Source organism: Streptococcus oralis (genome assembly GCF_016028255.1).
Classification (GTDB): Bacteria; Bacillota; Bacilli; order Lactobacillales; family Streptococcaceae; genus Streptococcus; species Streptococcus oralis_AC.
Window position 1 is genome coordinate 1,276,439 of record NZ_CP065707.1, and the last position, 11,999, is coordinate 1,288,437.

Consider the following 11,999-nt stretch of genomic DNA (forward strand, 5'->3'; position numbering starts at 1 on the left):
AATCTAGGAGAAAAAATGATAACTTTAAAATCAACACGTGAAATCGAAGCCATGGACAAGGCTGGTGATTTCCTAGCAAGTATCCATATCGGCTTACGTGATTTGATTAAGCCAGGCGTAGATATGTGGGAAGTTGAAGAGTACGTTCGTCGACGTTGTAAAGAGGAAAATTTCCTTCCTCTACAGATTGGCGTGGATGGCGCAGTTATGGATTATCCCTATGCTACTTGTTGCTCTCTCAACGACGAAGTTGCTCATGCTTTTCCACGTCATTACATCTTGAAAGATGGCGATTTACTCAAGGTTGACATGGTACTTGGTGGTCCGATTGCCAAATCCGACCTCAATGTCTCTAAACTCAACTTCAACAATGTTGAGCAAATGAAAAAATACACCCAAAGTTATTCTGGTGGTTTAGCAGACTCATGTTGGGCTTATGCGGTTGGTACACCGTCTGAAGAAGTGAAAAACCTGATGGACGTAACCAAGGAAGCTATGTATATAGGGATTGAGAAAGCAGTTGTTGGCAATCGCATCGGTGATATCGGTGCAGCCATTCAAGAATACGCTGAAAGTCGCGGTTACGGTGTCGTGCGTGATTTGGTTGGACACGGAGTTGGTCCCACTATGCATGAAGAACCAATGGTTCCTAACTACGGTATTGCAGGCCGTGGACTCCGTCTCCGTGAAGGAATGGTGCTGACCATTGAACCCATGATCAATACTGGAGATTGGGAAATTGATACAGATATGAAGACTGGCTGGGCTCATAAGACCATTGATGGTGGTCTATCGTGCCAATATGAACACCAGTTCGTGATTACTAAAGACGGTCCTGTTATCTTGACTAGTCAAGGTGAAGAAGGAACGTATTAAAATGAAGGGAGCTTGTACCGCCCCCAAAAAGTTAGACAGAAAAATCAGCTCTTTGTCAACTGTAGTGGGTTGAAGTCAGCTAAGATCGAGAAAGGACGGATTTCGTCCTTTCTTTTTTGATGTTCAGAGCGATGAAAATTCTTTTATTGAAGTTTTCAAAGTTCCGAAAACCAAAGGCATTTCGTTTGATGAGTTTAATGAGGTTATTAGTAGCTTTTCATTATAGATCTTATGGGACTTTTTTGTACAAGGTTTCTAAATAAACTGATTAAATTCCTATTTTTCCCTATCATTGTCCCTGTTTTTTCTGGAATTTTGGGGCTATAATAGTCCTATCAAATCAAAGAATGGAGGAAGGCAATGGACAATGTAATTTTTTTTATCAGTGTTTTTCTTGCTGGAATCCTTTCCTTCTTTTCTCCTTGTATTTTACCCTTGTTGCCTGTCTATGCAGGGGTCTTACTGGATGACAAAGATGGTGCTCAGGCTTCTAGCGAAAAATTTTCAATCTCACTTGTTAGTCTATTGCGAACTCTGGCCTTTATAGCGGGGATTTCTTTTATCTTTATCTTACTGGGCTATGGAGCTGGTTTTTTAGGCAATTTGCTGTATGCTTCTTGGTTTCAGTATGTGACGGGTGCGATTATCATTCTCTTGGGCTTGCACCAGATGGATGTTTTACATTTGCAGGGACTCTACAAGGAAAGAAGGCTACAATTAAAGAGACAGGGTCAAAACGCTAACGGCTATAGTCAGGCATTTTTACTGGGGTTGACCTTTAGTTTTGCTTGGACGCCGTGCGTGGGGCCAGTTCTGGGGTCTGTTTTGGCCTTGGCGGCTTCAGGTGGTTCAGGAGCTTGGCAGGGAGCTGGTCTCATGTTGGTTTACACGCTGGGTTTGGCGCTACCATTTTTGGTTCTAGCTCTCGCCTCCAGCTATGTTTTGAAACATTTCCGAAAACTCCATCCTTATCTCGGAACCCTCAAAAAAGTCGGTGGTTTCCTCATTATCCTGATGGGAATCTTGGTGCTTTTGGGAAATGCTTCCATTTTGACTACATTATTTGAATAGAGAGGAAAAAGAAATGAAAAAATGGCAAACATGTCTCCTTGGAGTAGGCTCAATCTGTTGCTTGGCAGCCTGTTCGGCTAAAAACATGGCAGACGAGTCTACTATGAAGGAGCAAACCAAAACAGAACAAGTCAGTTCGCAAACTGCCACCAAGGGTCAGGCAGTCGCTGATTTTGAACTAACAGGAGTCGATGGCAAGACCTATCGCTTGTCTGATTACAAGGGCAAGAAAGTCTATCTTAAATTCTGGGCTTCTTGGTGTTCTATCTGTCTAGCTAGTCTTCCAGATACGGACGAAATTGCTAAGGATGCTGGTGATGACTACGTGGTCTTAACAGTGGTGTCTCCTGGTCACAAGGGAGAACAAGCTGAAGCGGACTTTAAGAACTGGTACAAGGGCTTGGATTATAAAAATTTCCCAGTTCTAATTGATCCATCAGGTAAACTCTTGGAAAGTTATGGTGTCCGTTCTTATCCAACTCAAGCCTTTATAGACAAGGAAGGCAAGCTGGTCAAAACACAACCAGGTTTTATGGATAAGGATATGATTTTAAAAGAATTGAAAGAAATGGGGTAGAGAAAGGCCATGAATGATAAAGTAAAATTTTTTGTCTTGGCAGGGGTCATTCTTCTAGCCATAACCGGTTTCTATTTTCTATTAATGCGAAATGCAGGGCAGACAGATAGCTCGCAAATTGAGAAAACATCAGTTAGCCAAGGAGGAAAAACAGTGAAAAAAACAGAAGTGAGCAAAGACGCAGACTTGCACGAAATTTATCTAGCTGGAGGATGTTTCTGGGGAGTGGAGGAATACTTCTCACGCGTGCCTGGAGTGACAGATGCCGTTTCAGGCTATGCAAACGGTAGAGGGGAAACAACCAAGTACGAATTGATTAACCAAACAGGACATGCAGAGACTGTTCATGTTACCTATGATGCTAATCAAATTTCCCTCAAGGAAATTCTTCTTCATTACTTCCGCATTATCAATCCAACCAGCAAAAATAAACAAGGGAATGATGTGGGGACCCAGTATCGTACCGGTGTTTATTACACAGATGACAAGGATTTAGAGGTGATTAACCAAGTCTTTGATGAGGTGGCTAAGAAATACGACCAACCTCTGGCAGTTGAAAAGGAAAACTTGAAGAATTTTGTGGTGGCTGAGGATTATCACCAAGACTACCTCAAGAAAAATCCAAATGGCTACTGTCATATCAATGTCAATCAGGCGGCCTACCCTGTCATTGATGCCAGCAAATATCCTAAACCAAGCGATGAAGAATTGAAAAAGACCTTGTCACCTGAGGAGTATGCAGTTACCCAGAAAAATCAAACAGAACGAGCTTTTTCAAACCGCTACTGGGATAAATTTGAATCCGGTATCTATGTGGATGTAGCAACTGGCGAACCCCTCTTTTCATCAAAGGACAAGTTTGAGTCTGGTTGTGGTTGGCCTAGTTTCACCCAACCAATCAGTCCAGATGTTGCCACCTACAAGGAAGATAAGTCTTACAATATGACACGCATGGAAGTAAGAAGCCGAGTTGGAGATTCTCACCTTGGCCATGTCTTTACAGATGGGCCTCAGGACAAGGGTGGCTTACGCTACTGTATCAATAGCCTTTCTATCCGCTTTATTCCTAAAGATCAAATGGCAGAAAAAGGTTATGCCTATTTACTAGATTATGTTGATTAAGAAGTCTTTCCTAAGCAGTTAGAGGAGAATTTTGCTATACTGATACTAGTAAGTGGTAAAGGAGCAGAGCATGACCTACACAATCTTAATCGTAGAAGATGAGTATCTGGTAAGACAAGGCTTGACCAAGCTGGTCAATGTAGCGGCCTACGATATGGAAATCATCGGTCAGGCTGAAAATGGAAGACAGGCTTGGGATTTAATTCAAAAGCAGGTGCCAGATATCATTTTAACCGATATCAATATGCCTCAGCTAAATGGCATCCAGTTGGCCAGTCTGGTCCGAGAAACCTATCCTCAGGTTCACCTAGTTTTTTTGACAGGATACGATGATTTTGATTATGCCTTATCTGCTGTCAAACTAGGTGTGGATGATTACCTGCTCAAACCCTTTTCTCGTCAGGATATTGAGGAAATGTTGGGGAAAATCAAGCAAAAACTAGACAAGGAAGAAAAAGAAGAGCAGTTACAAGATTTATTAACCGATAAGTTTGAAGGAAACCTGGCTCAGAAGATCCAGTCTCATTTGGCTAACAGTCAGTTTAGTTTAAAGAGCTTGGCCAGTGACTTAGGTTTTAGTCCGACTTATCTGAGCTCCTTGATTAAGAAAGAGTTGGGCCTGCCTTTTCAGGATTATCTGGTGAGAGAGCGTGTCAAACAAGCCAAGCTCTTGCTTCTGACCACAGATTTAAAGATTTATGAGATAGCCGAAAAGGTTGGCTTTGAAGATATGAACTATTTTACCCAACGTTTTAAACAGATTGCAGGTGTGACACCTCGTCAGTTTAAGAAGGGAGAAGGCCGATGAAGCGTTCTTCTCTTTTAGTTAGAATGGTTATTTCCATCTTTCTGGTCTTTCTCATTCTCCTGGCTGTGGTCGGGACTTTCTACTATCAATCTAGTTCCTCGGCCATTGAGGTTAGCATTGAGGGCAATAGCCAAACGACAATTAGCCAGACTAGCCACTTTATTCAGTCTTATATCAAAAAATTAGAAACCACCTCTACCAGTTTGACCCAGCAGACGGATGTCCTAGCCTATGCTGAGAATCCTAACCAAGACCAAGTCAAGGGAATCCGAGATCTGTTTTTGACTATCTTAAAGGCAGACCAGGACTTGAAAACGGTGGTACTGGTCACCAAATCCGGTCAGGTTATTTCTACAGATGACAGTGTGCAAATGAAAACTTCCTCAGATATGATGGCTGAGGATTGGTACCAAAAGGCTATTCATCAGGGAGCTAAGCCAGTTTTAACCCCAGCTCGTAAATCAGATAGTCAATGGGTCATTTCTGTTACTCAGGAACTTGTTGATGCAAAGGGAGCCAATCTTGGTGTGCTTCGTTTGGATATTTCCTATGAAACTTTGGAAGCCTATCTCAACCAACTCCAGTTGGGCCAGCAGGGCTTTGCCTTTATCATCAATGAAAACCATGAATTTGTCTACCATCCTAAACGTACTGTCTATAGCTCAGCGAGTGAAATGGAGGCCATGAAACCCTACATTGAGACGGGGCAGGGCTATACGCTGGATCACCAATCCTACGTCAGTCAGGAAGAGATTGCAGGAACAGATTGGACGGTCATAGGCGTGTCTTCGTTGGAGAAGTTAGACCAGGTTCGGAGTCAACTCATGTGGACCTTGCTTGGTGCTAGTGCCTTATCTCTTCTTACCTGTCTCTGCTTGGTGTGGTTCAGTCTCAAACGCTGGATTGCTCCTTTGAAGGACCTGAGAGAAACCATGCTGGAAATTGCTTCTGGTACACAAAATCTTCGTGCTAAGGAAGCTGGCGCCTATGAACTGAGAGAAGTGACTCGCCAGTTTAATGCCATGTTGGATCAGATTGATCAGCTGATGGCAGATGTGCGCAGGCAGGAAGAAGCGACCCGGCAGTATGAACTTCAAGCCTTGTCAAGCCAGATTAACCCCCATTTCCTCTACAATACTTTGGATACTATCATCTGGATGGCTGAGTTTCAGGATAGTCAGCGAGTGGTTCAGGTGACCAAGTCCTTGGCAACCTATTTCCGCTTGGCGCTCAATCAAGGAAAGGATTTGATTTACCTGTCTGATGAGATTAATCATGTCCGCCAGTACCTCTTTATCCAGAAACAACGCTACGGAGATAAGCTGGAGTATGAGATTGATGAAGAACCTGCTTTTGATAACCTAGTCTTACCCAAGTTGGTGTTGCAACCTCTTGTAGAAAATGCTCTTTACCATGGCATCAAGGAGAAGGAGGGTCAGGGCCGTATTAAAGTCTCTGTTCAGAAAAAGGATTCAGGACTAGTCATCCGCATTGAGGATGATGGTGTTGGCTTCCAAGCTGCTGGCGACAGTAGTCAGAGTAACCTCAAACGTGGGGGAGTTGGCCTTCAAAATGTCGACCAACGACTTAAACTTCATTTTGGAGACAATTACCAGATGAAGATCAATTCTGCACCCGAAAAAGGGACGACGGTTGAAATATACATCAATAAAATAGAAACAAGTTAGCTCCCAGTCAATTCTGGGAGTTTTACTATTAAAAATCAGAATGATTAGTTGGTCTTGATAAAATCAGTAAAAAAAGATATGATAGTAGGAGAATAATGAGGTTAAGAGTGATGGACAAAAGTAAAATTAAAACAGAAACACAGCAGGTAATTGAGGATGTTTTGGAAAAGATAGGATTGCGTGAAGGAAGTCTCTTTGTCTTAGGTCTATCCTCTAGCGAAGTTTTAGGGGGCCAGATTGGCAAGGAATCCAGCCAAGAAATTGGGGAAATCATTGTGAAAACCATCCTAGATATTCTAGAGAAAATAGGAACTCATCTAGCTGTTCAAGGTTGTGAACATGTTAATCGGGCCCTAGTCGTTGAACGTCAGGTGGCAGAGCAGTTTGGTCTAGAAATCGTCAGTGTCCTTCCGACTCTTCATGCAGGCGGTTCGGGTCAGCTAGCTGCCTTTAAGTTTATGAAAGACCCTGTTGAGGTGGAGTTCATCAAGGCTCATGCTGGATTGGATATCGGAGATACCGCAATTGGCATGCATGTCAAGCATGTGCAGGTTCCGATTCGACCAGTTTTGCGTAAGATTGGACATGCCCATGTAACCGCTCTCGCTAGCCGTCCCAAACTCATCGGGGGTGCGCGTGCACAGTATCCAGAAGACTTCATAAGAAAGTCATAAGTGGGCGGAGAATGATCATAAGTTAGAGAGATATTTCAAGTATATAGAGGGTAAAGTTGGAAAATTGTGTTTATATCATTTCAGGTCCCCCAGGCGTTGGAAAGAGCACTGTCAGCAAAGAGTTGGCCTATTCTTTTGACAAAAGTGCAGTTATAGAGGGGGATATGATTTACTTAATGATTAAAGGAGGTCTCGTAGCTCCTTGGGAAGATAATGGATTTTACGTGGATTTGTTCTGGGATAATATCATCAGTCTGACCAATAATTTCATCGACCGAGGCATTACCGTCGTGATAGAGTATGTCATATTTGATGATCAACTGAAGAAAATTGCCACCTTTTTAAAAGAAAAACAAATCAAGCTAAAATATTGTGTCCTAATGGCTCAAGAAGAAACCTTGAAAGATAGAGATTCTTCTCGAAAAGAAATTGAGAGAACAGGCAATTTATCAATCCAAGCAAGAAATGAGTTTCTAGCTAAAAATAGTGAGAAACATCATTTTCTATTCACAGATGATTTAGATGTCAAGGAAACGGTAAACATCATTAAAACTTCAAATCAATTTTTAATTTCTGAACAGTAAAAGACAGAGAGAGTAAGGGTATAGAAACCAGGACTCTCCCTGTTTTTTTGTTGAATTCTTGTGCAAAGCACTCCAAACAAGACCATCTTTTACAAGAAGAAGGGATGCTATCTGATGGAAAATTGCCAAAAGTAGAAAAAAGCAACTTAGATAAGATTTTTCGTTATGGAAATCAGTAAACAAAGCTGGATTTAGCTGTTCTAGGTCTGCCTTTTTGTGCTATACTTAAGATATGCATAGAAAAACAGTGATTGATTTTAGGGCTTTGGGTGAGAGATACACCTTTACCCAGTCCATCAGAGAGTTAAAAACGAGAGATTTAGCAGAAGTGGCAGACTTGCTGGCACAAGTGGAAAGCTACCAAGAGCAAGTAACGGATACCGTAGAAACATTGGATGAGAGGGATTTTAACCAGCATAACAGGGTCTAAACTAGGACGACCTTTATCTTCAGAATAAGTATCTGCGACTAAGTCATAGATGAAGGAAAAATCGACCACTTGCTCAACCTGACGAAGAAAATGGGCTTGCGGAACGAGTTCATCTAGCGTGTAAAAACCAACTTGATTACGGTTATATTCTAGATTTTCTTTGTGAAACATAGGGAACACCTGACAACTTTTCTTACCTCTATTATACGACTTTACACAAAGAAAAGCCCTTAGAAATTTGTGGTCTAAGGACTTTGTCTTCAATCTGAAAGGAGCTTAGCTTCTTTTTTGTTTCAAGTTTAGATAAAATAGACAAGCGTAGCAAAGTTGTCACAAATTTTTTCTTTTGTAGTAAAATAAGATTAGAATTTTGTGAAAGTAGGTAATTCGTTGGAGTCGATTATATTTCTAGTATCCGTTTTTTTAGCAGGTATTCTGTCCTTCTTTTCACCCTGCATCTTTCCTTTGCTACCTGTCTATGCTGGTATTTTACTGGATGATCAGGGAAATTCGAAAAGTTTTCGCTTTTTTGGAAGAGACGTTGCCTGGTCAGGCTTAATTCGGACCTTGTGCTTTATTGCAGGAATCTCCCTAATTTTCTTTATTTTAGGATTTGGAGCTGGATTCCTAGGGCACATGCTCTATGCAGCCTGGTTTCGTTATGCTATGGGAATAGTCATTATTCTTTTAGGGCTTCACCAGATGGAAATCTTGCATTTCAATAAACTGGAAGTTCAAAAGACAGTCACCTTCAAACAATCTAAGTCTAATCACTATCTATCAGCCTTTTTACTTGGGATAACCTTTAGTTTTGGTTGGACCCCTTGTATCGGACCGGTCTTAAGTTCAGTCTTGGCCCTAGCAGCTTCAGGTGGCAATGGTGCTTGGCAAGGAGCCGTGTTAACATTAGTATACACATTGGGAATGGCCCTTCCTTTCATTCTTTTGGCCTTGGCTTCGGGCTGGATTATGCCCTATTTTAGTAAATTAAAACCCCATATGATTCTACTAAAGAAAATCGGGGGAGCTTTGATTATTTTGATGGGATTATTATTAATGCTAGGGCAGTTAAATGCCTTGTCAGGAATTCTTGGATAAAAGGAGAAAAAATGAAAAAAGTTATTTTTGCTGGATTGAGCCTCATGTCTCTATTCTTGTTGATTGCCTGTGGTGAAAAAGAAACCAAACAGACAAGCAGTCCAAAACAACCTGCTGTACAACAAATCGCAGTCGGTAAGGATGCACCAGACTTCACCTTGCAGTCTATGGATGGCAAAGAAGTGAAGTTATCAGATTATAAAGGGAAAAAAGTTTATTTGAAATTCTGGGCTTCTTGGTGTGGACCATGCAAAAAAAGCATGCCTGAGTTGATGGAATTAGCTGCCAAACAAGATCGAGACTTTGAAATCTTGAGTGTCATTGCACCTGGTCTCCAAGGTGAAAAAACAGTTCAAGACTTTCCAAAATGGTACCAAGAACAAGGCTACAAGGATATTCCAGTTCTATATGATACGCAAGCAACTACCTTCCAAGCCTACCAAATTCGTAGTATTCCAACGGAATACTTGATTGACAGTCAAGGTAAAATCGGGAGAATTCAGTTCGGTGCTATTAGCAATGCAGATGCAGAAGCGGCTTTTAAAGAAATGAAATAAAGAAAAAATCGCGATTGTTCGCGATTTTTTTATAGTTTTTCATTGATAAAGCGGATGAATTGATTCCACCAAACTTTTAAGAAGAAGGCTTTTTCAACTTTCTTTTCAGAGACCATTTCAAAAGACGGTTTGTCGGAAGTGAGATAGCCTTGGCCGACCAAATCCTGATCATCATAGGTTAGGGTACCAACAACCTTGCCTTCTTCCAATGGAGCTATTTCTGATGTTGATTTCGGTGTGAATTGGAGAGCCGGTGTAGTACCACTTTCGATGCGTTGGACGATGGAAATGTCTGATTTAGCGACTGCCGAAACGCTATCTTCTTTCCCGTCAAGTACAGTCACTTTACTGTCTTTGTATGCTTCACCTTTCTGAACAACAGTTTTTAAGGCAAAGTTTGCAGAAATATAATCTAAAAGTGCAGAAGTAGCAGTAAAACGTGCATAAGGGTTGGTATCTTGTTGATCTGCATTCAAAACAACCGTAATAATACGCATCCCTTTCTCAACAGTTGTTCCAACGAATGAAGCACCAGCTTTATCAGTAGTACCTGTCTTTAGTCCATCAATACCACCACGATAGGCAGGCATTCCCTCCAACATATAGTTGGTTGAGTGGATTTCAAGTCCTGCAAATGTAGAAGTTGGTTTTTTGGTGATTTCCAAAACTTGAGGATAATCTCGGATGAGGTTACGAGCGACGATTGCAACGTCGTAGGCACTCAACTTGTTTTCATCGTCTTTTTTAGAACCAGGATAGATATTATCGCCAAGTGTCTCATTATTTAAACCAGTTGTGTTTACAATAGTTGCATCTTGAATTCCCCATTCAAGAAGTTTAGCCCTCATTTTGTCTACAAAGTCTTTCTCAGAACCAGCAATCTTTTCTGCTAGTGCAATCGCAGCGCTGTTCGCGCTGGATACCATTGTAGCCTCTAATAGCTGTTCAACAGTATAATTTCGGGCTTCCATAGGGACGTTACTCGCCTCAGAATTAGTTGTAAGTTTGTAAGGATAGTCCGAAATATCAACAGGTGTAGATAGGCTGATAGTTCCTTGTTCCAGAGCTTCATAGACCAGATAAACTGTAACCAGTTTGGTAATAGAAGCAATTTCTACAGGCTGATTTGCATCTTTTTCATAGAGGATTTTTCCAGTTGTAGCTTCGACGGCAATGGCATGTTTAGCAGCAACATCAAACTCCTGAGCAGAAACAGTAGAAGCTGTTCCAAAAACTAAAAGTGTCATAAAAGATAAAATTATTTTTTTCATATTAGCTTTATTTTATCATAAAGAAAAAAAATATTCTCGCTTTTTTACTAAAGCCAACTTATCTTTTTCAGAAATATGGTAAAATAGAGAGAAGGAGGATACCTATGTTCCGTAGAAACAAATTATTTTTTTGGACAGCTGAAATTTTATTATTAACACTGATTTTCTATCTTTGGCGAGAAATGGGAGCCATCATTACTCCCTTCGTAACGGTTGTGAATACCATCATGATTCCATTTTTGCTTGGTGGATTTTTTTACTACATTACAAATCCAGTCGTTACTTTCTTGGAAAAGAGATGTAAGATCAATCGTCTAATTGGTGTCTTGGTCACTCTTTGTGCCTTGATTGGTGCTATCGTTGTAGGGGTCGTTTATCTCTTGCCGATTTTGATTAATCAGTTGACCAGCTTGATTATTTCTAGTCAAAATATCTATAGTAGACTACAAGATTTGATCATCGATTTGTCCATGAATCCAGTCTTCCAAAATATTGATATTCAACAAACAATTCAACAACTGAATCTCTCCTATGTGGATATCCTCCAGAATATCCTGAATAGCGTCAGCAACAGTTTAGGAAGCGTTCTTTCAGCTTTGTTTAGTACGGTTCTGATTCTCATTATGACCCCTGTATTCTTGATTTATTTCTTGTTGGATGGTCATAAGTTGCTACCAATGTTGGAACGTACCATCTTAAAACATGACAAATTGAATCTTTCTAGCCTTTTAACCAATCTCAATACAACTATAGCCCGTTATATCAGTGGAATTGCGATTGATGCGGTTATTATTGGATGTTTAGCCTATATTGGCTATAGCGTTATCGGATTAAAGTACGCCCTAGTTTTTGCTATTTTCTCTGGAATCGCAAATTTGATTCCTTATGTTGGTCCAAGTATTGGCTTAATTCCAATGGTGATTGCCAATGTGTTCACGGATCCTCATCGTATGTTGATTGCGGTTGCTTATATGCTTATTATTCAGCAGATTGACGGAAATGTTCTCTATCCACGTATCGTTGGAGGGGTTATGAAAGTACACCCGATTACAATCTTGGTGCTCCTTTTACTGTCAAGTAATATCTACGGTGTCATAGGAATGGTCGTAGCAGTACCTACTTACTCTATTTTTAAAGAAATTACTAAGTTCCTAGCGAAATTATATGAAAACCATAAAGAAGCTAAGGAACTGGAAAAAACAGAATCAAATTAAAATCAGGGAAACCTGATTTTTTGATGAAA

General features: G+C 40.7%; 12 protein-coding genes and 2 pseudogenes. 11 read left to right on the forward strand and 3 right to left on the reverse strand.

Features of this window, described 5'->3' with window-relative positions:
* Positions 1-15: 15 nt before the first annotated feature.
* Positions 16-876, forward strand: coding sequence for a methionyl aminopeptidase (locus tag I6G42_RS06225; protein WP_038805114.1), 861 nt, complete (start codon positions 16-18; stop codon positions 874-876).
* A 79-nt stretch (positions 877-955) separates the two neighbouring features.
* On the opposite strand, the pseudogene I6G42_RS06230 reads toward I6G42_RS06225, so the two are convergent.
* Positions 956-1,093, reverse strand: a pseudogene (locus tag I6G42_RS06230) (transposase); the annotation flags it as partial.
* 143 nt (positions 1,094-1,236) lie between these two features.
* Between I6G42_RS06230 and ccdA2 (I6G42_RS06235) the strand changes: the two are divergent.
* The 7 genes from ccdA2 (I6G42_RS06235) to I6G42_RS06265 all read left to right on the forward strand — a co-directional run bounded on the left by ccdA2 (I6G42_RS06235) (position 1,237) and on the right by I6G42_RS06265 (position 7,400).
* Complete coding sequence (gene ccdA2, locus I6G42_RS06235) at positions 1,237-1,947, forward strand: thiol-disulfide oxidoreductase-associated membrane protein CcdA2 (protein WP_038805115.1); 711 nt, start codon at positions 1,237-1,239, stop codon at positions 1,945-1,947.
* Positions 1,948-1,960: 13 nt separating this feature from the next.
* Positions 1,961-2,524 carry a redoxin family protein gene (locus I6G42_RS06240; protein WP_038805116.1) on the forward strand — a complete coding sequence of 188 codons (564 nt, stop codon included), beginning with the start codon at positions 1,961-1,963 and terminating at the stop codon, positions 2,522-2,524.
* 9 nt (positions 2,525-2,533) lie between these two features.
* Entirely contained in the window at positions 2,534-3,646 is a 1,113-nt protein-coding gene (gene msrB, locus I6G42_RS06245) for a peptide-methionine (R)-S-oxide reductase MsrB (protein ID WP_038805117.1), read from the forward strand.
* 70 nt (positions 3,647-3,716) lie between these two features.
* A complete protein-coding gene (locus tag I6G42_RS06250; RefSeq protein WP_038805118.1) occupies positions 3,717-4,454 on the forward strand; it encodes a response regulator transcription factor in 738 nt (245 codons plus the stop codon).
* The gene (locus I6G42_RS06255) at positions 4,451-6,142 is read left to right on the forward strand and encodes a cache domain-containing sensor histidine kinase (protein ID WP_038805120.1); all 1,692 of its coding nucleotides are present in this window, start codon (positions 4,451-4,453) and stop codon (positions 6,140-6,142) included. The genes I6G42_RS06250 and I6G42_RS06255 overlap by 4 nt, the downstream gene beginning before the upstream one ends.
* 110 nt (positions 6,143-6,252) lie before the next feature.
* Positions 6,253-6,816, forward strand: a complete 564-nt coding sequence (locus tag I6G42_RS06260) for a TIGR01440 family protein (protein ID WP_038805121.1) — start codon at positions 6,253-6,255, stop codon at positions 6,814-6,816.
* Between the two features lie 56 nt (positions 6,817-6,872).
* A complete protein-coding gene (locus I6G42_RS06265) occupies positions 6,873-7,400 on the forward strand; it encodes an AAA family ATPase (protein ID WP_038805122.1) in 528 nt (175 codons plus the stop codon).
* A 373-nt stretch (positions 7,401-7,773) separates the two neighbouring features.
* Here I6G42_RS06265 and I6G42_RS06270 read toward each other — a convergent pair.
* Positions 7,774-8,001 (reverse strand): annotated as a pseudogene (locus I6G42_RS06270) (IS5/IS1182 family transposase); the annotation flags it as partial.
* 219 nt (positions 8,002-8,220) lie between these two features.
* Here I6G42_RS06270 and ccdA2 (I6G42_RS06275) point away from each other — a divergent pair.
* Both ccdA2 (I6G42_RS06275) and sdbB read left to right on the forward strand, forming a co-directional pair.
* Positions 8,221-8,928, forward strand: a complete 708-nt coding sequence (gene ccdA2, locus I6G42_RS06275; RefSeq protein WP_000443808.1) for a thiol-disulfide oxidoreductase-associated membrane protein CcdA2 — start codon at positions 8,221-8,223, stop codon at positions 8,926-8,928.
* A gap of 11 nt (positions 8,929-8,939) precedes the next feature.
* Positions 8,940-9,485, forward strand: coding sequence for a thiol-disulfide oxidoreductase-associated lipoprotein SdbB (gene sdbB, locus I6G42_RS06280; protein WP_038805124.1), 546 nt, complete (start codon positions 8,940-8,942; stop codon positions 9,483-9,485).
* A 29-nt stretch (positions 9,486-9,514) separates the two neighbouring features.
* Here the strand turns inward: sdbB and pbp3 are convergent, their stop codons facing one another.
* Positions 9,515-10,756: a D-alanyl-D-alanine carboxypeptidase PBP3 gene (pbp3, locus tag I6G42_RS06285; protein ID WP_038805125.1), complete on the reverse strand. Its 1,242-nt coding sequence runs from the start codon at positions 10,754-10,756 to the stop codon at positions 9,515-9,517.
* A gap of 104 nt (positions 10,757-10,860) precedes the next feature.
* Between pbp3 and I6G42_RS06290 the strand changes: the two genes are divergently transcribed.
* On the forward strand, positions 10,861-11,970 hold the full coding sequence (locus I6G42_RS06290; RefSeq protein ID WP_000489828.1) for an AI-2E family transporter: 1,110 nt from the start codon (positions 10,861-10,863) through the stop codon (positions 11,968-11,970).
* Positions 11,971-11,999 lie beyond the last annotated feature (29 nt).